The organism is Alteromonas sp. S005 (assembly GCF_036864475.1).
GTDB lineage: Bacteria > Pseudomonadota > Gammaproteobacteria > Enterobacterales > Alteromonadaceae > Alteromonas.
This window is the reverse complement of the sequence record NZ_JAZETN010000001.1, coordinates 31,843-57,326: the sequence shown is the minus strand read 5'-3', so window position 1 is coordinate 57,326 and position 25,484 is coordinate 31,843. Positions and strand designations below refer to the sequence as shown.

Sequence of the window (25,484 nt, the reverse complement as noted above, 5' to 3'; positions counted from 1 at the left end):
ACAAGGTTTCAATATTGTTAAAAATTACAGGAGCTATGTCATGAGAAAAATTGTTCACTTTATTGCAGGTAAAGATTTTGAAGATAGCAGTGAAAATACCGCGTCGGTATTTGCACCTAACACAGGTGAAGTACAGGCTGAAGTAAGCTTGGCTAGTACTTCAACCCTAGCCTATGCAATTGAGACAGCCCAAGCTGCACAGGTTGAGTGGGCAGCAACAAACCCTCAACGACGCGCTCGTGTTATGTTCAAGTTTAAAGAATTAGTCGAAGCAAACCGCGACCGCTTAGCGGCACTATTATCAAGCGAGCACGGTAAAGTGTTGGTTGATGCCCAGGGTGATATTCAGCGCGGCCTTGAAGTGATTGAGTTTGCCTGCGGTATTCCTCATGCGCAAAAAGGTGAATATACCGAAGGCGCAGGCCCAGGAATCGATGTGTACTCCATGCGCCAAGCACTTGGTGTAGTGGCAGGTATTACACCATTTAACTTCCCGGCCATGATCCCAATGTGGATGTTCGGTGTGGCAATTGCCTGCGGTAACGCGTTCATTTTAAAGCCATCAGAGCGCGATCCATCAGTACCTGTTGAACTGGCAAAGCTTATGATTGAAGCAGGTCTTCCAGCAGGCGTGCTTAACGTTGTACACGGTAACAAAGAAGTGGTTGATGGTATTTTAGATCATCAAACTATTAAGGCGGTGAGCTTTGTAGGCTCTTCAGATATCGCTAACTATGTTTACGAGCGTGGCGCTCGTGCTGGTAAGCGCGTTCAGGCTATGGGCGGCGCGAAAAACCACGGCATCGTAATGCCTGATGCTGATCTGGATCAGGTAGTAACTGACTTAGTTGGTGCTGCATACGGCAGTGCTGGCGAACGCTGTATGGCGTTACCGGTAGTCGTTCCGGTGGGCGATGAAACCGCTGAAAAACTGAAAGCTAAGCTTATTCCGGCTATTAAGGACATTATGGTGAGTCATAGTGAAGATCCTAACGCCCATTATGGCCCAGTGGTTACTGCTGCGCACAAAGAGCGCGTTGAAGGCTATATCGATCTTTGCATAGAAGAAGGTGCTGAACTTGTTTACGACGGCAGAACCAGTCAGATCCCGGACGACAGTCAGGGCTACTTCATCGGCCCAACGTTCTTCGACCACGTGACTAAAGACATGCGCTCATACCAAGAAGAAATTTTTGGTCCAGTGCTGCAAATGGTGCGCGCTAAAGACTTCAACGAAGCGGTCAACTTAGCAAGTGAGCATCAATACGGTAATGGTGTTGCTATGTACACTCGTAACGGCCATGCGGCGCGTGAATTTGCGCAACGTGTAAACGTGGGCATGGTTGGAATTAACGTACCTATTCCTGTGCCGGTTGCTTACCACACATTTGGGGGCTGGAAGCGCTCTGCGTTTGGTGATACCAATCAGCATGGTATGGAAGGGGTTAAATTCTGGACCAAGGTTAAGACAATTACGCAGCGCTGGCCTGATGGCTCAGATACGAACGACAACGCTTTTGTTATTCCAACCATGGGCTAAGCGAGGAGACTATTATGACCACAGTTGCATTTATTGGCCTAGGTAATATGGGCTCAGGGATGGCAGATAATCTGGTTAAGAACGATTACAAAGTAATGGCCTTTGACTTAAGCGAAGCGGCACTGGCCAAAGCCAAAGAAGCAGGCTGTACTATTGCGCAAAGTACCGAGCAAGCTGCTGCTGAGGCAGACATTGTTATTACAATGCTGCCTGCAGGCAAGCACGTACAAGATATCTATTCAAATCAGATCCTGGCTTCTGTACGTCAAGGCACCTTGCTTATTGACTGCTCCACCATTGACGTCGAAACAGCGAAGAGTGTGTCGGAACTAGCAGAGAAAAAAGGCCTTAAAATGCTGGATGCGCCAGTTTCTGGTGGTGTTGCAGCTGCAGCTGGCGGCACCCTCACGTTTATGGTCGGTGGCGATGCTGACGCATTCGATAAAGCGCAAGGCGTACTCGGAGCAATGGGTAAGAAAATTGTTCATGCGGGCGGCCATGGCGCGGGTCAAGCTGCGAAGATTTGCAACAATATGCTGCTTGGGGCAACTATGATTGCGACTTGCGAGAGTTTCCAACTTGCTCAAAAGCTCGGGCTAGACGCGCAAGTATTTTTCGATATTGCGTCCAATGCCTCGGGACAGACATGGTCAATGACCACCTACTGCCCTGTTAAGGGTGTAGGGCCGCAAAGCCCTGCTGATAACGATTTTGCCGGCGGTTTCGCTTCTGCGCTTATGCTCAAAGACTTAGGTCTTGCCATGCAGGGCGCGAAGGGCGTCAACGCGCAAGTGCCTATGGGTGAGCTTGCTGCAAAATGGTTTGAAATGCATTGCGAAGAAGGCAATGCAGGGATGGATTTTTCTTCAATAATTAGGCGATTAGCGTAAGAAAGCCCCTTTTTCTCCGTCGGTCACTTTCCCTCAGAAGAGGTGACCTTCTTGCTTAGCGAGTAAAGGATTTTACTCGCTCTTTTTTTATTTTTTACCTACCTGTCCCGCTTTTTTTGCGCTGTTGTTACCTCGCTATTTTCTTTATCAAGTGAAATTATTCCTTCGTTATTTTTAATATTCTCTTTTCATCATCCAGAAGCCATTTTCAGGTGGCTTATTCGTTCTCACTCTCGTAGCTAAAACGAGGCAGTTCTGAGTTCGGTCTACATCTTGCAGTCCCGTCTATAGCCTAAGAAATTTACACTGCATTAAAGGGCTAAATTTTATACCCCCTTATGCAAAGTGATACTTTTATAACCGTGAAAATATTATACGTTTTAATGACTTACTTAATTCACTAAGCAATTTCACTAAACACATTGGTTCTCTATATCGCTCACTTAGAGCGCGTTTTGAGAAACAGAGTGTCGCTAATTTCTAACGTTCAATTTCCTAAATTCAGTAAGTAAAAATAAAAGGAACACACTATGAAAAAGCGCATTGTTGCCGCTTCGACGGCAATTGTAGCTATTGGTTGTATTTTCGCCTTTATCGATACTACCCCCTCGGGCAAAAAAGAGGTAGCAGCGACGAATGCTGAGACAAAATCTGTTGGTAAAAAAGGCGCTGTTGAAAGGCAACGAAACGGCAAAGTGTTATCGACAGGTGTCGATAACTTCAAACCCAAAAATGAAGCCGAGCTAAAAGCTCAGGCTACAACTGCTACTAACGGTAAATCAGAGAAAGACACCATCGTCTGGACAACATCAGAAGATGGCAAAAAGGTACTTGAAGCAGAAGGCTATATTCCCGCTGACGTAACCGATGAAGCTTACATTGAGCTTGATCGTGAAGAATTAATGACGGTAGAAGTTGGCGAGTATCTCGATTTATACATCCCGCAGTTCGGTGGCAGTTACACCGGTGAAGTTGACCACGTTGTCACTCATCCAAACGGCGATCGTACCGTAGAGGCCCACATCCCAGGTGCGGGCTCTCTTTACGCCGCCGTTATAACGCTTGGCGAAAATGCCACCTACGGAAACTTAGCCACGCCTCGCGACGTGTTTGTGCTTGAAGGCAATGATAAATACGCGTGGATCGCACCAAAGTCTTCAATGATGCAAAACCACATCGAACGTGAACCCGACAGCGAACGCCCGCTTAGCGACGACAACGCCGAAGAAGTCTTCGATCTCGGTCAAAACTAATCCCCTAGTGCCTGTTGAGCTTCACAGGAAATTCAACAAGCTCAAATAAAACAACAAGAAGGAAATAAAAATGAAACACACATTTAAGTGTTTAACGGCAATGGCAGTTTCACTGCTTTGTGCAACATCAGTAACAGCAGCCACCATCGATGTAATGGTGCTTTACACCCAACCTGCTGCAAACAATGTGTCTAATATCGACACTAAAATTAACCAATACATCTCACACGCCAACCGTGTTTATCAAAATAATGCGGTAGATCTACAGTTGCGTTTAGTGGGCGCTCAGTCTTCTGCTGCTACATCTAGCGACCTACAACCCACTGAAAGTGCATTAGATTTGTTAACTGATAGCAGTGGTGTACAAAACGCACGATCTTCAAACGGCGCAGACATGGTTGTGCTTTTAGGTAATCGTGAAAACATTTATGAAGGCGGTCAGCTAGTGGGTTACGTGTGCGGCATTGGCTGGGTAGGCCAAGGCAACAACGGTACACTGTACTCTAGCTCGCAAAGCCGCATGTACAGCATCAGCGCCGTTGACTGCGGTCTGTCTACATTTGTTCATGAACTCGGTCACAACATGGGCTTAGGCCACTCTGTTCGCCAAGGTTCAGTAGGCGGTGTATATAATGATGGTATTGGTCACGGCGTTGATAATAACTTCTCGACTATCATGGCCTATCCTCAAGCGTTCGGTAGTGCCACCCAGCTAGACTATTTCTCTGACCCTTACTGGTCAGGCTGTAATGGCCAAGCCTGTGGCGTTGAAAACGAATCTAATGCTTACCGCGCAGTAAATGCGGTTATTAACCAAATTGCTAACTACTTCTAAGTAAGTAATTAATTAGGGGATAAATAAGGGAAAGCAGCCTTGCTTTCCCTTTAACCTTAACCTCTTAGAACCCTGCGGATTGTTTACTCTTTAGGCTGCGTCAACATGTCATCAAACGCATCCATTTCCCAAGGTAGTTCACCTGGACTGGTATCAAGGAAGTGCAGGTAGCTTTCAAACTGATCTAAGATATCCCTAGCGATACCCTCCTTATCGTAGCCATATATATCGTAGGCTTGACCGCCGCGACGGAGGAACACTTCAGCGCGAAAATACTTTTCCGACTCGTCATCTTCTGAGCGCAGCTCTGCGTAGCTGAACCCTGGTACTAAATATTCAGTCATACGAATATCGTAAATAAAGTCCATGTGATCGTGACGCTCAACAGTGAAGGTGGCCCTTCCCGTTTCCTCATCAAGCTTAACAAACGCCTCCCACTCTCGCGCTTTCAAAGCAGCTTGTACGTCTTTCATCGCTGCAATCACAGTTTTATCAATAAACTCATGCACCTCATTTCGGCTGGGGTAATCGACCATTGCAGCAAATCTACCTTTGAGGCTAGTTGTCCGGCCGTGATTTCTATTAAGCGTATTCGCCGTCAAACTATTATTTCGATAGCCCTCAATGACAAGTGCTCGCCACAGACCTGCTGCAGACGCTAGCATAATGAAGGCGAATGGTAATGCGCTTGCTATGGTCATCGTTTGCAGGGCATTCAATCCACCAGCCAACAGCAACACAGCTGCAACGGTTCCTTCTAAACACGCCCAGAATATACGCTGCCAAACCGGGCTTTCTTCTTTACCACCAGAAGCAAGAGAATCGATAACCAGCGACCCTGAATCTGATGACGTCACGAAAAACGTAATGATCAATAATACGGTCAGGCCTGACATTATTGATGCGCCTGGTAGCAAGTCATAAAGCTTAAACAAGGCTACGGCTTCATTCTCCTGTACATCACTAATGAGCGTTGTTACCCCTTGATTCATAATGGCGTTTAACGCTGTGTCACCAAACACGGAAAACCAAAGGAAGGTGAACATGGTTGGCACAAGCATTACTCCAAAAACAAACTGTCTAATGGTTCTGCCGCGACTTATTTTGGCGATAAACATGCCCACAAACGGCGCCCACGCTATGGTCCAGCCAAAAATAAACAGTGTCCAGTTACCAATCCAATCGCTGCGACTATATGCCTGAAGGTTAAAAGTGCGCTCGATAATACCGTTGACATAACTCCCCGTGTTTTGCAGGAAGGTCTCTAAAATATGAACCGTTTCTCCCATAATAAAGACGGTACTCATAAGCGATACAGCCAGAACCATATTCAGAATTGATAGCCTTTTAATGCCTTTATCCATGCCCGCGATAACTGATATTGTCGCGGCTATCGTCACTATAGCAATGGTGCCTACCTGCACCATAATATCAATGGGGATGTCGCCGGAAAGATAGTTGAGCCCCGCATTGATCTGTGTAACGGATAGCCCAAGGGTAGTGGCGATACCAAAAAGAGTACCTAGAATGGCGAATACATCTACTGCATGACCTATTGGGCCATAAATTTTATCCCCTATCAGCGGATACAAAGCTGAACGAATGGATAACGGCAAGCCATGTCGAAAAGCAAAATAGGCAAGAACCAAACCGACTAGCCCATAAATGGCCCAGATGTGAAAACCCCAGTGGAAAAATGCGATTTGCATAGCCTGCTTTGCGGCATCGACAGTTTCAGCGGCTCCTGCAGGCGGCGATGAATAGTGTAAAACAGGCTCTGCCACGCCAAAGTAGAGCAGTGCTACGCCGTAGCCTGCTGAGAACAACATAGAAAACCATTCAGGAAAGCTATATTGAGGCTCTGCATGATCGGGCCCTAGCTTAATATTCCCCCAGCTAGATGACGCTACCGATACAATGAACACCAAAAAGATAGCGACCGACAACATGTAGAACCATCCAAAACTTTCAGTGATCCACGCAAGGGTACTATTAAAAGCCTCGGCAGCAAGTTCGGGGTTACTAATTGTTCCGATGACCAGAAGCAAAATAATGGCGACGGCAGGAATAAATACAGGAAGAAGAATGGTGGAGTTGTTTACTTGGCCTTTCATAGCAAATCCCTTTTCACCTACAGATAAGTTAATAACCTGCGAAAGTTTAAACACTTTCTTTTGTTACTAGCGGGGATAGGGTTTGGTTCAGGTTGGGCCAGATTAGATAACGTGGTGGTTATATCAGGAATTGTTTTAAGAGCTAACGGCCAAAAGTAAGTTGGAAAGAATAAGGGTTCTGCATGGCTTCAATTAAGAAAATGACAAGCAGAACCTTTTGAGGTGCATTTTATTCAATCAGGCTTTTAGTGATGCCCACCACAGCAACCACCTTCATGCTCAGCCCAGTTTTTAAGCTTTGTGGTTTTGCCTATACCTGGGTTAAAACTGTTAGTTGGATCAAGTTCGCGATAGAAGCTCTTAAGCGCGTCTTTGGCAAAGTACTCATGACCCACATTATGCTCTGCAGGATACTCAGCGCTTCTCGCATCGAAGGTTTCAAGGATTTTACCTTTTAGCAATTTCGCATCGGCGCCCTTCTTCAACACATAGTTTTGATGCATAACGTGGCAAAACAGGTGACCGTAATACAGTTTGGTATCTATCTGGTCGTCTATTTCTTTAGGTAACACTTCAAACCAATCAGGATCGTTTCGGCGAAGCGCAACGTCTATAGTCATCATAGCGCCCACTTCTTTGCTGTGCATTACGTGATAGCGACCTATTGCTCCACCGGCAACAAAGCGGTGTAAAATCGCTTTATCAGCTTCTTCTTCTGTACACTCAAAGTAGCCACCTTCATTGGTTTTAAAAAACTCATCTAGATAAGATTTGGCTTCATCTACCCCGTCGTTGCTCATTTCCAAAATCCAGTGGTGCTGGTATTTATCTCTGTATTCTTCCATGCGCTTGGGTAAGTGGTTCGGAAAAATATAGCTCATGTACTGCATAACGCGGTCTGACATTTTGTTGGGTAAAAAGCCTAATTTGTCGGTAAATGCATCGAACTTTCGTTTAAACGCAAACAGCTTTGGAATGAACTTCGCCCCAAGCTTACTGATAACGATAAACATATCTTTGCCGTACTTTTTCGACACGTCATAGCAATCGCGGTGAAGGTATTCACCCGAGTCAGGCAAATTCTTGAAGGTTGAAAGAATGTCGCGACGCACTTTTGTAAATACTGCAGCGTCGTTTGAGCCTACATAAAATACTTGTTTCTTTTCGGGAATTGGAAAGGTGTCTAGCCTCACTGCGAACACGGCAAGCTTACCCGCACAGCCTGAAGCTTCATGAAGTCTTCTGCCGTCATTGTTGAAGCGCGAAGGTGTGTCTGAATCAACGTCTCGAACTCGTTCATCATACTCGTTGTCTGATGCACGAGCGTCAGGGTGCTGAACGTCAGCTTCTTTGTAACGTTTGTTCTCCAGATTATTCAGAATTTCTTCTGGCTCACTACCTAGGTTAATCCCCAGGTTGTTTACCAAAGATAGATTCCCATTAGCGTCGATTTGGGCAAAAAGCGCTAATTCAGTATAGGCCGGGCCTCTTTTTACTAATGCGCCGCCTGAGTTGTTGCATATACCACCCACGATGGATGCACCAATGCACGATGAACCGATAACCGAATGTGGCTCTCGGCCATACGGCGCAAGTGTTTCTTCCAAACCAAATAAGGTACTGCCGGCTAAACCTACAATTTGTTTACCATTATCCACCAGCTGAATTTCATCAATTCGCATTGTGCTTATAATAACAAGAGGTCTATCGTAATCTTTACCGTCGGGTGTAGAGCCCCCCGTTAACCCTGTATTTGCCGCCTGCATAATTACCGCAACATCAGCTTCTACACAAAGTTTCAAAACGCGCCAAATTTCAACCAATGTACCGGGCCTTACAACCGCGAGCGCCTCACCTGCGCCAAAGCGAAAGCCTTTTGTATATGGCTGCTTCTTCGCTTTATCAGTTAACAAATAGGCTTGCCCTACTACATCGCGCATAGATGCAATCAAAGACTGAGTGTCAACGTTTACGGTCATGGTTCTCTCTGTGTGTTGAAGTTTTGCGAGGATTAGCTTGGTGATGAACTATACACTAAAGGTATTTTTAACAAAGGGGGCAAACGTTTTTTATAGAGATAATTTACTTATATTTAATTCACCGAGTGCTTAAAAAAGCCATTTTTAAGCAAAGTTAATACAAAGTTTTAGCTGTTACATTTTGTTACGCTTTGGCGCTGCAAGTAAGACCACAGGAGTATTGTAAAGATTGTGTATAGTTCGTAAGGTTGAGGCACACGAAAAGGAGCTTTCATGTCACACCAAGCGTTCGTTTTAACAAGAAATAGTTTCTCAGAGAGTACTAAAAAGGATGAAGCTTATGAACGATTCCTTAGTATTTTGCCATCCTGTGGGTTCAACGTTACAACCGGCGCTATCCACCCGCCTAGAAGCGTACTCAACAACACTTATACCTTCTTCATTGATTCACAGTATTGCGACCCTGCCGCCATGTTCAGCTTGCCAGTCGTTAGAGATTATCCTGAATTAAATAAGGTAATTTTCAATGTGCCAGAAAGTAACATCGACTTTCATTACGCGGCACTTCAACACGGTATCAATGGGGTGTTTCATATCGAAGATAGTCTGGAGTTGTTAGTTAGAGGTGTTCAGCAGGTTCAGGCAGGTAATAAGTGGTTTAGTCGCGAAATTATGAGCCGCTATATTGATGCCAATCTAGTGTCGAAAACTAAGCCTGTTGCTGCGCTTCAATCGTCAACGACAGTCCTAACCAAACGAGAGTTAGCCATTACGCGAAAAATTGCCGATGGCGCACAGAACCAAGAAATTGCAGATTGCTTGCATATCAGTGTGAATACGGTGAAAACACACGTATACAGTATATTTAGGAAAACAGAATGCAGAAATAGGGTTGAGCTCATAAATTGGTTTGATCATCAGTTTAGTCAGCCCCAAAAGGTGAATTACTAAACCGATAATCAATTGAAATATGAATGATGTATGGCGCTTACGCTTTAGCGCGCCATACACCTTTTTCCATTCCTTGTACTACTAATTCTGTCACAGCTTTCTCTATGCTCTGCTTTACGCATTCGAACATGGGTTCGTTAGTGGTATACCCTGTCTCAGCTTCAAGCAAGCGCTTAAGCGAAACATACCTAAACAATCCAGCTCTTACTTCTTGGCTTAGCACTTTCTTAGATGTTGAAACGGATACCAAAACCTGTCCTGTTCTCACATCAACCGCGCGCATATAGATAGAAATTTGATCCTCTCTAAACAGCTCACTTGCGCCAATACCAAAGTACTCAACGCCAGCTCCACCAGTACGAATATTAGTATCGTAGCTAATTATGCCACCTTCTATGATAATTCTTGCCGTTGTCAGTGGTGGTAGATCGCCCCCGCTTTTCTCGTCTGCCCGAATAATTTTTCTTTCAGTAAGAATATTTTGTAGTCCTTCACGTTCAACAGGTAAGAACCACGATGTTTCGCTTAGGGTTTGAACAAGAATGGAAGTTGCACCTTGTGTCACGGCGGTTGAAAAAGAACTCGCTCCTGTACTCGGTTTATATTGCCCTGTTTGATCCCTAAACGCGTATACGGAAACCGGAATTTGCCCCATAGGTGCCGGTAAACTTTTCACTTCAGAAAGAGTGGCGCTGTCTTTGATAACATCCGCTGCCGTGGTATCAGGCGGAAGTGTATTTGTGATGGATTGGCAACCTGTTAGAACCAGTGCCAATAATAAAAAAACGGTACTTCTCATGTGTTTCCCTACCCAAACCGTGGAATTTCTACGACAGTAACCTCACCTGTCAATAAATTAGTAATGTTGACGACTATACTGTCAGGGTTACTCGTTATAAGCTCCACCTGAAAGTCACCGCTAACAAAAATACTGTCTTGGTTAAAAATACTGTCTATCGGGTTGCCGTCTTCGTCATACTCTTGTTCGCCAAAGGCAATGTCTGTAATTTCACGAACGATGCGATTGATATAGGCTCGTTCTAGTGACTCTTGAAGTCGCTCATCGTATGAGCGTTCGCTTAGTGGCGCACTGTGCGCATTTTGCGAATTTGCTTTACTCAATAAAAACGAGCCATTGAGTGGGTTCCCACCAAAAGACGGATTTATTGGCTCATAGACTAATTCAGTTGCCTGCGTTATTGCAGGTGCTACTAACGTCGCTACTGCTAGCGCAGCCATTAACATTTTCTTCTTCATTACCATTCGTCCCCTGCTAAATCTGGGCTTCTACTGTCTATACTCGCATTGGCTACCGCGTCTAATACCAAAAAGATAGCTTGCTGTACTTTCTCATCTATCGGAACTTGCCTACGTCCCATATAGGTTTGGTAAACCACTTTATTGTCGTAAATTACTGAAAGTAGCGTTCCGGCTTGAGGCACTATAATTTCTTTAACTACTAGGTTTTTACCTGAACTGTCGGGAACTTCCCGCCAATATTGACTAATTCGCGAAGCGAATTCATGCCCTTGGCGACTTATACTGTTATCGAGCAGTAACCCGCCTAAGCGAATTTCTTCCGCGTGAATAGGAGAAAAGAGCACACCTAAAACTAGTGTGAGAAAAAAGAGATGATGCAAATACTTCATTTTATCGAATTGAGCCGGGCTAGCGCCCGGCTATTCACTTTGCACTTTAGTACATTTACATCTGAACAACGGTAGCTACGTTGTAGTCACCAACCTGCGTTACACTTACTGTGCCGCCATTGCCAGTGATGCTACCTGTAACTAAATTGTCGTTACCCATTTGCGTAACTTCAAAGGTATTCATATCGCCCGAAATAACGAACTGCCCACCCGTTTCGTCTGTTACCCAGTTACCAACACCTTCTTGCATGACGCTAACAACATTTTCGTTACCATTAACAAGCAAGTCGAGTAAGTTGAGCTCACCTGTTTGCGAAACCATAATTTCGTTGAAACTTGATGAGACATTGCTTGCCAATTCAACTGACGCGTCATTTTCAACGCCTTCTTGGGACATTTCGATAATGTTGCCATCTGCGAAATAAGTTGCGTCTCCAATACCGGCTTGCGCTAACGCTAAGTTCGCATCACCATCTTGCTCAATTTCTACGGTGTTAAGAATACCATCGAAATTAACTGTGCTGATTTCGTTGGCATCGCCTACCTGCGTTAAGTCGAACTCGTTTAATAAGCCAATCACGCCAGCGTAAGCCGTATTTCCTTCGCCCACCTGGTTAATTTCGAACGTATTAGATGCGCCGCCGATAGTTTCAACGGTAGCAAGGTTTACATCACCGATTTGATCGATATTTACTTCATTACCCGAACCTTCAAAAGCGCCAGTGGCAATTTCATTACCGTCACCATCTTGTTCAAATTCAAGCACATTACCATCGCCAATCATGGTCCAGCCGATAACGTTTTGGTCGCCATCTTGATCAATTTCAACTTCATTGTCAGAGCCAATAACGGTTAAATCTGAAATGTTGTAGTAACCATCTTGGATAACATCAATTACGTTAGCATCGCCACTTAGTTCGCGAACATAGGATTCGTGCCAGTCACCGCTTTGATCTACAAAAACCGTATTGTCATTACCAGAAATAGCATTGTTAGCCCAGTTGCCACCATCGCCTTGGTACACAGATAGTGAGTTGCCGCTACCCGCGATGCTATTTATCGAGCGGTTAAAGACAAAGCCAATGGGACCGCCATCACCCAATTGAACAAGTGAAATCGTGTTGTCGTCACCCTCAACTACGAAATCTGCCGTGCTGTTTAAGCTATCTTGCTCTGATTCTAAAAAATTACCATTACCAGTCACGCTTGCAAAAAAGGTGTTACCCGATTGCATTTGCGATGCAAGTACTTCGTTAGCGTCACCGGTTACCTCTACAACGATAGCGTTAAGGTCACCTTCTTGGCTTAATACTGATTCATTACCTACTTCGTTTCCCTCTGGTGCCGTTTGGGTTAGCGTAATTTCATTGCCTTCTGCCGCTGCTACAAAATCTGCTGTAGCGTTAAACTCGACAGTTTTAGTAGCAGGAACTTCCTGAGCTGACGCCCACCCTGACGCTGCTACTAGAAGCAATGCACTCGCTATTTTTGTTTTTTTCATTTTCACTTTTGTCTCCCTATGGCAATCACATCATTCTTGATATTGTGTGATGTTAATTACCATTTCGTTCCCTATCTGATAAACAGTGAAAGACTGCTCACCTAATTGATTGACATTGGCAACATTGTCGAACCCGTCTTGGATAATTTCGAAATAGTTGTTGTTGTTTTGCTGCAGCAAATTCACAACGTTACCCTCACCAAGTTGAGTGATGATAGCTTCGTTATTACTGCCGTTTTGAACAACGTTAGATAGGTTGGCGCCGTTGCCGCTTTGGATAATGTTAGTTATGTTATTCAGCCCAAACTGACTGACAGCAATGAAGACCGTTTCATCGTCTATCGTAATAGCTTGAGCATTCAGACTCATTGAAAGAGAAGATTCCACCATGTCGGAGCTTGTTGATAAATCAGACTGTTGGGCATAGACAGGAGAATTGACGGTTAGAAGACCACATACCGTTAACGCTAAGAACGCTTTGGCTTTTATTGCTCCTACATGTGTAGCGCATTGGTAATTTTTAACTTTTAACTTCTTGTCCATGTGAACGACTGCTTCCTTGATTAACAACAAAGGTGACCCTTCTATAAAACGCCTTAAAAGCGCGAGAATCCATCACGATTAAGTTGTATTTATTACAATCGAAATTACATCATTATCGGTTTCACGGGTAATCTTGCGGTTCAAGCTCGTACCTTAGTGCTAGTTTTGTTCACAAATCACACACAAAAAGATTTATTGGTTAGACCTCTTAAAAAGTTTGAACACAACACCTCACGTAAGACGCCAGTCTAGTAATTAAGTACCACTCGACCATTAATTTATCTTCGAATCCTAGTGGTTAAGTTGTATTTTTATACTAATTTTTGCGTAAAGGGTGGCAGCTTTTCAAAATTGAGTTATAAGTTTTAACCGTTAGTTATATCAGACCGAACGAGAAGGTTTCGTGATTAAAGCATTATTGCTAATTATGGAATCTAACTATGAAAACAACGCCTTTTAAAACAGGCCTCTCAGCACTGTCCTTAGCTCTACTTCCGCTAATGGCTTCTAGCCACGCACATGCCGCGAAAGCCGAAATCTTCGATGACAGCGTTATTGTTGTGTACAAAGAAAATGTAAGCAAAGCGGAAAAAATGCGTGCTCGTTCATCAGTGGGCGCAAGAATCAGCGACGCTAATCGCGATGAAGTTGATGATCGCTTCGCGAACCTTTTAAATGGCCGCATTGCCAAACTTCAACTTCGTGGCAAGTCTGTTAAAGATGCCATTGAAACCTTAAAGAAAAACCCAGCAGTTAAAATTGCCGAGCCAAACTTTTTATATCGCAAAGCATTAGTTCCTAACGACCCGTCTTACGGTGACCTATGGGGTTTGAATAACACAGGTCAAGCCGGCGGCTCTGCTGATGTAGATATCGATGCACCAGAAGCATGGGATATTACAACAGGCGATAGTGATGTCGTAATTGGCGTAATCGATACCGGCGTTGACTACAACCATGAAGACCTAGCAGATAATGCGTGGGTAAATCCTGGTGAAATTGCTGGTAACGGTATTGATGATGATGGCAACGGCTATATTGACGATGTTTACGGTATCGATGCCTTTAATGGCGATTCTGATCCTATGGACGATGATTCTCACGGTACGCATGTCGCCGGGACAATTGGCGCTGTCGGCGGAAACGGAATTGGCGTAGTCGGTGTAAACCATGACGTGTCAATCGCTGCATGTAAATTCTTAGGTCCTGACGGCGGTTCAACCGCTGGCGCTATTGAATGTATCGATTACTTCACAGACCTTAAAGCGAACCGCGGCATCAATATTAAAGCTACCAACAACAGCTGGGGTGGCGGCGGCTACAGTGAAGCGCTAGAAACCGCTATTGAAGAAGCTGGCCAAGCGGGTATTTTGTTTGTTGCTGCGGCAGGTAACTCTGGTTCAGACAATGACAATGTCGACAACTATCCGTCTAACTATGTCACTACAACAAACAGTTTGATGGCAGTTGCAAGCCATACTCGAACTGACGGCGATAGCGGCTATTCATACGGTATTGAAACTGTAGATATTGCCGCTCCAGGTTCTGCAATCTTATCAACCATACCAGGTGACAGCTATGCCACCTACTCTGGTACATCAATGGCAACACCACATGTTGCAGGTGCAGCAGCCCTTGTATGGTCGTTAAATCCAGAACTGACGCCATCAGAAATGAAAGAGCTGTTAATGTCTACTGGTGAGACTAGCCTTTGGGCAGACGGCCGCACTGTTTCAGGCAACCGTCTAAATGTGCTAAATGCGTTAGAAGAAGCCGATCCAACACCTGGCTTTAAATTGGGAATCACACCAGGCTCAGCAGAAATTGAAGCAGGTGAAGCTTATACTTTCACTATTGAAGTTGGCTCAATTGCTGGCTACGAAGAAGAAGTACAGCTTTCTCTTGCCGAAGAAAGTGACATTGCTTATTTAAGTGCTAGCGCGGCAATGCCTGGCGACACCGTTACGCTAACGGTAGAAACCTCTGAGGAGACACCTTGGGGCGCTTATAGCTTTACTGTTAATGGTGTAAGTGGTGATATTGAGAAGTCTAAGTCTGCAAGCCTTTACGTTTACCCGCAAGGACTAAATGAATTCCCTTACGCGTATTCAGGCGATGCCGTACCTACATTACCGAACGAAGAAGACCCAGATGATGTAGGCGTTGATCTCGTGATCAATGTACCGGATGACTTAACCGTATTTGGTATGCAAGCGTCGGTAGACATCACGCATACATATAGTGGTGACCTAGTGCTATCACTCACTTCGCCTCAAGGGACAACTACCGTTCTGCGTCAAAACCAAGGTGGCGGTACAGATGATATCGTCGAGAGCTATAACACTGATGCCTTTAACGGCGAAGTGGCTACCGGAGATTGGACCTTAAACGTGCTTGATACCTTTAACGGAGATAACGGTACCGTTAACACATGGAGCTTAGTAGTTACCGGTATAGGTGAAGTAGGACCAACACCGCCAAACTCCGCATTTACTTTTGATGCTTCAGGTCTATCAGTGAGCTTTACTAACAATAGTAATGACGTCAATGACGACATTGTTAGCTACAGTTGGGACTTCGGTGATGGTGCGACTTCAACGGAAGAAAGCCCAACTCATGTGTATGCAAGCACAGGTGCTTATGATGTAACCCTTACGGTTACTGACTCGGAAGGCCAAACTGGCGTTTCAACAGAAACAGTGTCGGTTTCAGACAGCAATATTGTTGCCGAAATTGATCGCGCTATGCTTTCTCGCTTCGGCTCACTACGTGTAGATTTATCTTACAGCGGCTCAATGGCTGATACTGTGATGATTTATCGCAATGGTGAACTACTTGAGGAAGTAAGTAATACTGGTCGTTATCGCGATAGAAGCCGTGGCGTTCAGCCTGGCGAATACACCTATATGGTGTGTGATGAAACGTCTGCATGTTCAGCGCCAGTGACGGTAAACCTTTAATACCGCGTTTGGTATTTTACGCAAAGTGATTCTTAGCATTTAGATAGCTAAACACTTTAGCTTATGTAATTGCCGGCCATGGATAGGCCGGCTTTTTTTATGATAAAAATAAAATACTCCGCCAATCTAAGCCATCGGCTTATTCCCTATAAGCCAAATAAAACGTAAACTTTATCCATTAAGATAAAAATAAGATTTTTGTCATGCACATACTCCTCATTGATGACCATGAGATTGTAAGGGACGGCATTAAAACTCTAATAGAACAAGAGTATGGCTGGCACGTCGCTTACGCTGTAAGTTCATTAAGCGAACTCCCCTCTTTCGCGTCTTTAGAAGATATAGATGTGGCAGTTCTAGACATTTCCTTAGCTCAAGAAAGTGGCTTCGACACGCTTATCAAAATTAAGAACGAGGCTCCCTTTGTAAAGTGCTTAATGCTAAGCATGTACGATCATGTGGGTTATATAAGTAAAGCACTTGAGCTTGGTGCCGATGGCTACGTTACAAAAAGTGCAGCAACAAAAGAGTTAATGGACGCCCTTGAGTCGCTAGAAAAAGACGAAAACTACCTGAGTTCAGATATCAGTAAAAAATTAGCCTTTGGCGATAAGCGTTTAACCACCATTCTTACAGAAAGAGAAAGGGAAGTTTTTTTATTGCTAGCTAAAGGTTTCCAACCCAAGCAAATTGCCTACTACATAGACACAGCGCCAAAGACAGTCATGGTTCACAGAACTAACATTTACAAAAAATTGAATGTTAAGTCTCAATTTGGCTTGCTTCGCATAGCATTAGAAACCGGATACTTAGATGTATCTGACGTTATCTATGACGATACCCTGGTCAAAGCGGATTAATGAATATCACTCGGTATATCAACACTACCTATTTGGTGATGGGTTTGATATATACCGTTCTATTTCATGGCGTATGGCTATTTAGCACCCAGTTTGAAATTATATCAGGGACTGTGAGTTGGTATTTACCCGCCGGTGTTCGCTTGGCCGCCTTTTTGTTATTACCGTTAGCAAGCTGGCCTTTGTTACTTTTTTCAGAAAAATTAACCCACTTCATTTTATTCCACCCAGGGGGCGTTCTTGATAACACCGCCTTTTTAAGCGGAAGTGTCGGCTGGTATTTAGTTCACTTGTTCATATCACCAGCGGTAGTTTGTGGATGTGCTTATATCTTTAGACGCCGGTTTGCAGCACCTTATATCGATAATGTCCGCAGTACGCTTTCCACCTTGGCATTCGGCGTGCTCATAAGCGTAGCACTAGGCGCTGTATTTCTAGGCAGAAGGGCTATTGAATTACAAACTGACGTAGCGGCTTTTCTTTCTATTTTGTTCGATTTCTCTCTTGGTGACTTTGTAGGAATTATCGTTCTTTGCCCCCTTCTATTTGCGCTATACACTCGTCAGTACATTGATAAAAATGAATCAACACTGTTTATAACGGTGGGAACATGGTCACTTACTTTAGTTTTCAGTAGTTATCTCTACTCTCAAAATATTAATATAAGCTACCAAATTAAGTACCTTGCAGTATTTCCAGCCCTCTTCTTATCGTATCGCTATGCTGTGTTTGGTAGTGCGCTATCTTGCTCGCTTATTGGTATTACAGCGTTTGTAGTAGCGAGTCAGAGCTCTTTACCTCCTATTGAACATCAATTTTATATTTTAGCGCTATGCGTAAGTTGTCTCATCCTAGGGTCCTCTATCAACCAGTCGAGTAAGTTGAATAAAAAACTCGCCCGAAACAACGAACACCTTGAAATTGCAGTGCAAAACGCACAAGCCCTCGCTGCAAAGCTAGTGGTAGTACAAGAGGATGAAAGAAAGCGTTTATCTCGCGATCTGCACGACGATTTTGGTCACCGCATCGTCGATTTAAAACTTCAGTTATCACTGGTTAACTCAAGCAAAGACCACGACTTATTAATCAGCAAAATAGACGCTCTGTACCAAGCAATGAAAAAGAGTATTGGCGGATTACGCCCGTCTGGCATCGACACGCTTCCCATCGAGAGCGTGATCGAACGATCCGACATCATTACTACGCTTAAGCGCGCAAATATAGATTTTTCTCTCAATCTTATCGGCACACCTATTAATTTTAAGCCCGATCAGAAAATACATATTTATCGGATAGTTCAGGAGGCGGTAACTAATAGCATCAAGTACGCTAACGCAAAAACACTGTCTATTGATATTTCCTATAAGTCGCAAAGTGCTACCTTCGCTGTGACGGATGATGGTGAAGGCATACCCGAAACCACTGAGGATTCAGGTAAATTTAAGCCCACACTCGGCCTGCTTTCCATGAAAGAGCGCGCTAAGTTGATGGATGGAACGCTTAATATAAGCCACAATTACCCAATGGGGACTGTGATACGCCTTTCTATTTCAGCCAACAATATCCAATAACATTGTCTACAGATCAAACCTAAACACGAAATTGGACTTACCAATAAACGCGATAAAGCTGAGATTTTTTCGTTTTACTGATTCTTATCAACGCTGTCCCCTCTTACAAAAAATATGAATACTCTCTTAATTTCATAAAGATAGATTTATTAAAAGCGCAAAAAACCTATACAGTTAAAAAAGAAACTCTTAAAACAATGACAAAAAACACACAAAACAGGTAGACCAATAAATTTTATTAACCTAATATTGGCTTTACACAATGTAATACAACACAAAGAGTTATTGTTATGACGAAGAAAGTAGCACTGGTAACTGGAGCAACAGGCGGCATCGGATTTGAAGTTGCTAAAAGACTTGGCCAAGACGGTTTCATTGTTGTTTTAAATGGCATTGAAGACGATAAGGGCGCAGAGCGTGTAAAAGAGCTTAGCGACTTAGGTATTGAAGCAGAATACTATGGTTTTGACGTAACAAGCGATGAAGCAGTTGATAACAACGTAAAAGCGATTGGCGATAAATACGGTAAGATCGACGCCGTTATTAATAACGCAGGCGGCCTTGGCGGTCGCAGCCCAATGGAAGAAATGACAACAGAGTTTTACCGCTTTGTTATGGCACTGAACCTTGATAGTGCGTTCTTCGTTTCTCGTGCAGCTATTCCTTACTTAAAGAAATCTGACAATGGCTCTATCGTAAATTACACATCTAATGCTGGTTGGAACGCTGGTGGCCCTGGTGCGGGTATCTATGGTGTTTCAAAAGGTGCGGTACATACGTTGACCCGTGCACTTGCTAAAGAACTTGCACCAGCAGGTATTCGTGTAAATGCTGTTTCTCCTGGCACCATTGATACGCCTTTCCATGCGCAAATTAAAGCGACTAAGCCAGAAGTATTTGCTTCTTGGAAAGATAACATCATGCTTGGTCGCCTAGGACAGCCTGAAGAGGTTGCGTCTGTAGTGTCTTTCTTGGCAAGTGAAGACGCGTCATTTATTACTGCTGAAACCGTTCAAATTGGTGGCGGTCAGGCACTAGGGATTTAATCGTCACGATGTTTCCTGATAAACCACTTACAGAAGACGACCTGAAAACGCTTTCGAATACCCTGGTTAACGCACGCAAGCAAGCCACTGTATTAGAAACTTTTCCAGGTGATGTTCCGACAACTTTGGACGCGGCCTACCGCGTTCAAGACATGTCGCTTGAACAGTGGAACGACGAGATCACCGGCTGGAAAGTAGGCATGGTGATCCCCGAACTTCGCGATCAGATGGGCGCAGAGCGCTTAATGGGCCCAATCTTTAAAAAGGTTACCCATTTCATTGGCCGCCCCCATGCAGATGATGAATTCGTTGAACTAGAAGTTTACGCAGGCGGTATGGTTGCTGTTGAAGCCGAACTGGTATTCGAACTGGGAGAAGAAATTACGCCCGGCTCAATTGATACCAAGGGTCCATTAAAGCACCTAATCAAAGCTGTGTATGCTGGTGTCGAGATAGCCAGTAGCCCTGTTATTGATTTAAATAGCTATGGCCCCACTGCCATCATCAGTGACTTTGGCGTAAACCAAGGTATGGTAATTGGCGCCCGTATAGCGTCGTGGGATACAGTGATTGAGAATATGCAGACATCTGTGTTCATTAATAAAGATCACATTAATACTGCACCATCAAACAACGTATTACGCGGGCCTATGGCGGCTGTTGCTTATTTAATTGACCAAGCTGCAGCGCGCAATATTACTCTTCCAAAAGGCTGTATGATTTGCTCAGGCGCTATTACTGGCGTACATGACACAGTGGCTGGTGCCACATCCACAGTCACTTTCGAGGGTGTTGGGAATATCAACATGAAGCTGATTCCTGTATCAGCTTAAACCGACCTGCTAAAGCGGTAGTTTACTACGGTCAATTACCGCTTTTCTCTGTACTTTTTATGCTACATTGTTGTTGATTTAACTACTATTTTGACCATTGTATGCAGAACACCTTCTTTAAACGTCAAGCCCAGTTGATTAAGCGCTGCTTAACCATAGTTACTTTTATAGCCGCTTTCTCTGTCCTAAATGGCTGTGTCAGCACCCAGAATGAAAGCCCTTATACTTACACCCCTTCTTCGTCACCTTATCAAGACGTGGTTAACGCGCAGCAACGAGCTGTGGAGGAAAGCAAGCTGCTTCTGGTTGTCCTAGGAGCACAGTGGTGCCACGACAGCACTGGCTTAGCTGAGCGCTTTGCAACCAAGGAAATGGATCTTATTCTACGTGCCCATTATGAAACAGTATTTGTTGACGTAGGAACGCTTGAAGACAGAAGAAATATTACCGAGAGATTTAACTATCCGATTTACTACGCAACGCCAACTGTGATGGTGGTTGAACCTAAAACCAGTGCTTTGTTAAACAGAACGACGATGGACATTTGGGGTCGGGCCGATAGCATCCCTTTATCAGAGTACATAACGTACTTTTCCCGTTTTCCCGCTATGACTACTGCGCAAAAAGCCCCATTCATTAATTGGAAAGCAACAAATGAAGAAGCCGCCTATAACAAAAAACAGGCAATTAGGCTTCAAAGCGCGTATGACAAGCTTGGGCCCCTGCTTGCGCAAGATTTACAAGGTGATTCTCCAGAGGGGCTTAATCAGCTATGGAAAGAAACCAAAGGTTTTCGTACTGAGCTACAACAGACACTCATTAAACGTGCTGAGCTCACGCTAGACGCTGAGAATAGCAACGGAGTAAACACCAGGCCGGCGCTGCGCCATTACAACCCGTTTTCATGGGAACATAACTAAAACATTAGTTTTTAGGGAACATCAAAAAAGGGCCTTTTATACAAAGGCCCTTTATCAATCAACTATCATTTTACTGATAATAATATAACGATTTACGCTTTAGCGCTGTTTTCAGTCCTATTACCCGTCGAACTGTTAGACGGACTGTTTCTACGCTTAGCAGGTCGCCTGGCGGAGTTACCTTCGCTTCCTGAATGTCTTTGACCAGCAGGTTTGCCGCCGCCACTGTTGCGGGAATTTGGCTTACCTCCGTGAGAGCTGCCATTTCCACTACGGTTGCCCTGTCGTTGTCCCGCTTTCTTATTACCGCCAGTTGACTTGCCTGCACCGCTGTCGCCTTGTTGAGCTTTTGGTTTTTTCGGTTTTTTGGGCTTTTTCGGCTTAGAAAGCGTGGTAACAGGTACGGCTTGCTGAGGCTCAAAACCTTCGAGGGTTTTGCGAGGGAGCAGCTTTTGGATGAGTGTTTCAATATCTTTTAGGTTCTGTAATTCTTCGGCAGAAGCGAAAGACCAAGCTTGTCCGCTCGCACCAGCGCGCCCGGTACGACCAATTCTGTGAACGTAGTCAGCCGCTGTGTTCGGCAAATCCAGGTTAACCACTATCGGCAGTTCGCTGATATCTATGCCGCGTGCTGCGATATCGGTCGCCACCAGAACTCTAATCTCGCCACTTTTAAAATCAGCAAGGGCTTTGGTTCTTGCCCCCTGACTTTTGTTTCCGTGAATGGCGGCACTTGGAATTTTTGAGCGTGTCAGTTTTTCAGCAATTCGGTTAGCGCCATGCTTAGTACGGCTGAAAACTAATACTTGTTGCCACTTTTGCTGTTTAATCAAACAAATCAGCGCGGTGGTTTTTTTAGACTTATCAATGGTCACCAAGTGCTGTTCAACAGCGTCCACCGTCGTGTTGGCAGGGGCGGTAGAAATACTTACAGGGTCACGAGTTATCGTTTTCGCCAGTGCCGTAATCTCATCAGAAAACGTAGCTGAGAAAAGGAGGCTCTGACGCTCCTGAGGCAATAGCTTCAACACCTTTTTAATGTCGTGAATAAAGCCCATATCAAGCATTCTATCGGCTTCATCTAATACCAATACCTCAAGCTGTGAAAACTTCACAGCGTTTTGCTGATACAAATCGAGTAATCGTCCAGGGGTAGCAATTAGTACGTCCACGCCCTTACGAAGTTTCATCATTTGAGGGTTTATGCCCACCCCGCCGAATACCACAGCAGTCTTTAGTGGTAAAAACTCACTAAACGCTCGAATACTTTCTTCTACCTGAGCAGCAAGCTCACGAGTAGGTGTTAGGATAAGCGCTCGAACATTATTGCCAGATACTGGCTTGCCAGACATCAGTCTTTGTAAAATAGGAAGTCCAAATCCCGCGGTTTTCCCTGTTCCCGTTTGCGCAGCCGCCAGCACATCCTTTCCTTGCAATACTTCTGGTATTGCCTTTTCCTGGATTGGTGATGGCGTACTAAACCCTCGTTTTTCAATAGCTTTTAACAAGGGTTCAGCGAGCCCTAATTGGGTAAATGACATTAATAAACTCCTGTCATAGGTATTTATAAAAAATTGCATACCGCAAAGGTATAAGCGTTAGTGCTTTATTGCTAACCGTGGGGGTTATAGATTACTGGGAAAACCTAAAGAGATACGCCATTGCCAACTTGGCTTATTGGTATTTGACATCAAGAAAAGAATGTAGGTGTTTACTCTTACAAATTGCGGGCAAAGTCTATCACTAAACCCTCTAAGCCACCAGCGCATTTTTTGTTCGAAAAACGCTTCAGTTATGCATGGCACTGACTCTGCACACAATTTCGACCTAATTACTAATTAAGAAGTGATACAAACCGTCTATACTATAAAGGTAGTTAAGTGACGGCCCTTTCCTACATTTTGTTCAAAGCCGTTATTGCCGGTCCATACAACTTAAAAGAGCGTTTTTTGAAAAGTCTCAGGTCAGAAATTTCGTTCAATACACTTGCGTCTGTCTCAATAGTTAGTGCCTTGATCATAGGTTTATCTATTTATGTCTACGAGAAGCTTTATATTGAGTTCGTGTCAGAGGAAGTTAATGCAATAGGCGTGAACATGGCTGTTGATCTTATTGACTATATTGAAGAACCTGCTGGCAGCCTGAATCAAACAGAAGTTTTGCTCCGCTTAGACGAATATGAATATGCGGAAGCGGCTTATATTTTCAGTAGTGACGATACGCTTTTAAATATATATGTAGGCCCCTCAGGCTTAAAAGACAGCGCTGAAAGTATCCAAACGGAAGGCCATCTGCCCCCCGAACATGCTAATTTTTACCGTAACATAGCCACTCTCCCTTTAGGTTTACATCGCACTTCAAATAAAGTGATTATAGTAAAAACCATAGGCGAAGACGTTTACCCAATGGGAAAGCTTGCGCTGCTGTTCAACCTTGAGGCGGCATTAAAAGCAAGCCGGCAAAGATATATAATTTTGGTTACTCCTTCGGTAGCTTTTCTTATAGCAATCTCGCTTATTATTTCTGCGCGAGCACAACGTAAAGCATTGCGCCCACTTAATACGCTGATCGAAACCATGGATAGCGTGGTAGATGACAAAACTTATGATGTCAAAGTAGAGGAAGGAAATAAGAAAGAGATGCTAGCTTTGTCTCGTGCTTTCAATAATATGATGACAAACATCAAAGCGCAGTCTGAAGCTAATCGGCAAAAAACTGAAATGCTACAAAAGCAGCAGTCCCAGATGGAGCGACTTGCTAACTTTGATGCGTTAACAGGGCTTCCCAACCGTCAGTGCTTAATGAAGCTTTTATCAGATGAGCTTATCAAAGCGCAGAGAAATAATTGTGAACTTGGTTTACTGTTCATTGATTTAGATGGTTTTAAATCTATTAACGATTCTTTTGGTCACGATACTGGGGATAGGTTTCTTCTACATATTAGTTCACTAATGGAAAACGCACTCAGTGAAAGATCAACTCTGGGGCGTTTAGGTGGCGATGAGTTTGTCGTTATCGTTCCGGAACTTACTTCATACACATACCTTGAAGATACGGCCCGAAAGATTTTGAATATCGTATCTAAGTCCCACACTGTCAACCAACTAAGACTAGATTCAAGTGTGAGTATAGGGCTAGCGTTAGCGCGTGATTGTGATTATTCCGCGACCAACCTAATTACCAACGCTGATGTTGCAATGTACAAAGCTAAATACAGCGGTAAAGCAAGATATGTCTGGTTTACCGATGAAATGTTGGCCCATACTAAACGCAAAGTGCTTATTTCCTCCCGAATTACTGATGCACTTGAAAACGATGCTTTCTACCTCAGCTATCAAGCTAAGGTAGATACAGACAAAAATGTCATTGGCTTCGAGACTCTACTTCGCTGGCAAGATGAGGTGTTAGGTCAAGTATCACCCGCAGAGTTCATCCCTATTGCCGAACAAACAGATAAGATATCAATAATAACCCTTTGGGTATTAAAGCAGCTTAGTCATGAATCTCCCATGCTGCTTAAAGCCTTTGGCAGCCATATAACGCTATCAGTTAACTTAAGCACACACGATTTGAATAATCATAATGTTATCGACTTTCTACTTAATGAGTTAGATACCGGAAGACTGCCTGCATCAAACTTAGAGTTTGAAATTACTGAAACTGCTTATATGAACAATTTCAATGTGGCCACCCCGTTTTTCACAGCACTTAAAAAGTTTGGGTGCAAGATTGCTCTTGATGACTTTGGTACAGGTTACTCATCCCTAAGCTATTTAACGCAGTTTGATATAGACACACTAAAAATAGATAAAAGTTTTGTAAGTAAAATAAGTGAATCTAAGCAGTCAGAAATGATTACCAAGACCATTATTGAAATGGCGAAGAGCTTGAACTTTGCTGTTTGCGCCGAAGGTGTAGAAACCCATGAGCAGGCGCATTTTTTAATTAATCAAGGATGCAGTATGCTACAAGGGTTTCTTTATTATAAGCCGCTTCCACTAAAAGAGTTAGTCGATAACGTTACGGTGTATTCTTAACA

At 44.0% G+C, this 25,484-nt stretch carries 20 protein-coding genes; 12 read left to right on the top strand and 8 right to left on the bottom strand.

Annotated elements, in window-relative coordinates; genetic code table 11:
* Positions 1–40: 40 nt before the first annotated feature.
* The 4 genes from V7R55_RS00215 to V7R55_RS00200 all read left to right on the top strand — a co-directional run bounded on the left by V7R55_RS00215 (position 41) and on the right by V7R55_RS00200 (position 4,518).
* On the top strand, positions 41–1,540 hold the full coding sequence (locus V7R55_RS00215) for a CoA-acylating methylmalonate-semialdehyde dehydrogenase (protein WP_334056353.1): 1,500 nt from the start codon (positions 41–43) through the stop codon (positions 1,538–1,540).
* A gap of 14 nt (positions 1,541–1,554) precedes the next feature.
* Positions 1,555–2,430 (top strand): 3-hydroxyisobutyrate dehydrogenase, encoded by an 876-nt coding sequence (mmsB, locus tag V7R55_RS00210; RefSeq protein ID WP_334056352.1) that lies wholly within the window; start codon positions 1,555–1,557, stop codon positions 2,428–2,430.
* A gap of 530 nt (positions 2,431–2,960) precedes the next feature.
* Positions 2,961–3,683, top strand: a complete 723-nt coding sequence (locus tag V7R55_RS00205; protein WP_334056350.1) for a hypothetical protein — start codon at positions 2,961–2,963, stop codon at positions 3,681–3,683.
* Between the two features lie 70 nt (positions 3,684–3,753).
* A complete protein-coding gene (locus tag V7R55_RS00200; protein ID WP_014950692.1) occupies positions 3,754–4,518 on the top strand; it encodes a zinc-dependent metalloprotease family protein in 765 nt (254 codons plus the stop codon).
* A gap of 83 nt (positions 4,519–4,601) precedes the next feature.
* On the opposite strand, the gene V7R55_RS00195 is transcribed toward V7R55_RS00200, so the two are convergent.
* A complete protein-coding gene (locus V7R55_RS00195) occupies positions 4,602–6,632 on the bottom strand; it encodes a BCCT family transporter (RefSeq protein WP_334056348.1) in 2,031 nt (676 codons plus the stop codon).
* A gap of 245 nt (positions 6,633–6,877) precedes the next feature.
* Complete coding sequence (gene dld, locus V7R55_RS00190) at positions 6,878–8,611, bottom strand: D-lactate dehydrogenase (RefSeq protein WP_334056346.1); 1,734 nt, start codon at positions 8,609–8,611, stop codon at positions 6,878–6,880.
* Positions 8,612–8,884: 273 nt separating this feature from the next.
* On the opposite strand from dld, the gene V7R55_RS00185 reads away from it, so the two are divergent.
* Positions 8,885–9,562 carry a helix-turn-helix transcriptional regulator gene (locus tag V7R55_RS00185; RefSeq protein ID WP_334056344.1) on the top strand — a complete coding sequence of 226 codons (678 nt, stop codon included), beginning with the start codon at positions 8,885–8,887 and terminating at the stop codon, positions 9,560–9,562.
* 37 nt (positions 9,563–9,599) lie between these two features.
* On the opposite strand, the gene V7R55_RS00180 is transcribed toward V7R55_RS00185, so the two are convergent.
* From V7R55_RS00180 to V7R55_RS00160, 5 genes are all read right to left on the bottom strand, one after another.
* Entirely contained in the window at positions 9,600–10,361 is a 762-nt protein-coding gene (locus tag V7R55_RS00180; RefSeq protein WP_334056342.1) for a CsgG/HfaB family protein, read from the bottom strand.
* Positions 10,362–10,369: 8 nt separating this feature from the next.
* Entirely contained in the window at positions 10,370–10,819 is a 450-nt protein-coding gene (locus V7R55_RS00175) for a curli assembly protein CsgF (RefSeq protein WP_334056340.1), read from the bottom strand.
* Positions 10,819–11,166, bottom strand: a complete 348-nt coding sequence (locus V7R55_RS00170; RefSeq protein WP_334056338.1) for a CsgE family curli-type amyloid fiber assembly protein — start codon at positions 11,164–11,166, stop codon at positions 10,819–10,821. Before V7R55_RS00170 ends, V7R55_RS00175 begins: the two co-directional genes overlap by 1 nt.
* Positions 11,167–11,266: 100 nt before the next feature.
* Complete coding sequence (locus V7R55_RS00165; RefSeq protein WP_334056336.1) at positions 11,267–12,712, bottom strand: curlin; 1,446 nt, start codon at positions 12,710–12,712, stop codon at positions 11,267–11,269.
* 30 nt (positions 12,713–12,742) lie between these two features.
* On the bottom strand, positions 12,743–13,255 hold the full coding sequence (locus V7R55_RS00160) for a curlin subunit CsgB (RefSeq protein ID WP_334056334.1): 513 nt from the start codon (positions 13,253–13,255) through the stop codon (positions 12,743–12,745).
* A 440-nt stretch (positions 13,256–13,695) separates the two neighbouring features.
* On the opposite strand from V7R55_RS00160, the gene V7R55_RS00155 reads away from it, so the two are divergent.
* The 6 genes from V7R55_RS00155 (at position 13,696) to V7R55_RS00130 (ending at position 21,445) form a co-directional block, all read left to right on the top strand.
* A complete protein-coding gene (locus V7R55_RS00155) occupies positions 13,696–16,215 on the top strand; it encodes a S8 family serine peptidase (RefSeq protein ID WP_334056333.1) in 2,520 nt (839 codons plus the stop codon).
* 203 nt (positions 16,216–16,418) lie between these two features.
* The gene (locus V7R55_RS00150; protein ID WP_334056331.1) at positions 16,419–17,075 is read left to right on the top strand and encodes a response regulator transcription factor; all 657 of its coding nucleotides are present in this window, start codon (positions 16,419–16,421) and stop codon (positions 17,073–17,075) included.
* The gene (locus tag V7R55_RS00145) at positions 17,075–18,646 is read left to right on the top strand and encodes a sensor histidine kinase (protein ID WP_334056329.1); all 1,572 of its coding nucleotides are present in this window, start codon (positions 17,075–17,077) and stop codon (positions 18,644–18,646) included. Before V7R55_RS00150 ends, V7R55_RS00145 begins: the two co-directional genes overlap by 1 nt.
* 290 nt (positions 18,647–18,936) lie before the next feature.
* On the top strand, positions 18,937–19,692 hold the full coding sequence (locus V7R55_RS00140) for an SDR family NAD(P)-dependent oxidoreductase (protein ID WP_334056327.1): 756 nt from the start codon (positions 18,937–18,939) through the stop codon (positions 19,690–19,692).
* A gap of 8 nt (positions 19,693–19,700) precedes the next feature.
* Positions 19,701–20,525 (top strand): 2-keto-4-pentenoate hydratase, encoded by an 825-nt coding sequence (locus tag V7R55_RS00135; RefSeq protein WP_334056325.1) that lies wholly within the window; start codon positions 19,701–19,703, stop codon positions 20,523–20,525.
* 101 nt (positions 20,526–20,626) lie between these two features.
* Positions 20,627–21,445, top strand: a complete 819-nt coding sequence (locus tag V7R55_RS00130) for a thioredoxin family protein (protein ID WP_334056323.1) — start codon at positions 20,627–20,629, stop codon at positions 21,443–21,445.
* Between the two features lie 92 nt (positions 21,446–21,537).
* Here the strand turns inward: V7R55_RS00130 and V7R55_RS00125 are convergent, their stop codons facing one another.
* The gene (locus V7R55_RS00125; protein ID WP_334056321.1) at positions 21,538–22,986 is read right to left on the bottom strand and encodes a DEAD/DEAH box helicase; all 1,449 of its coding nucleotides are present in this window, start codon (positions 22,984–22,986) and stop codon (positions 21,538–21,540) included.
* Positions 22,987–23,325: 339 nt separating this feature from the next.
* Here V7R55_RS00125 and V7R55_RS00120 point away from each other — a divergent pair, with 339 nt between their 5' ends.
* Positions 23,326–25,482, top strand: a complete 2,157-nt coding sequence (locus V7R55_RS00120) for an EAL domain-containing protein (protein ID WP_334056320.1) — start codon at positions 23,326–23,328, stop codon at positions 25,480–25,482.
* The last annotated feature ends 2 nt before the right edge of the window (positions 25,483–25,484 follow it).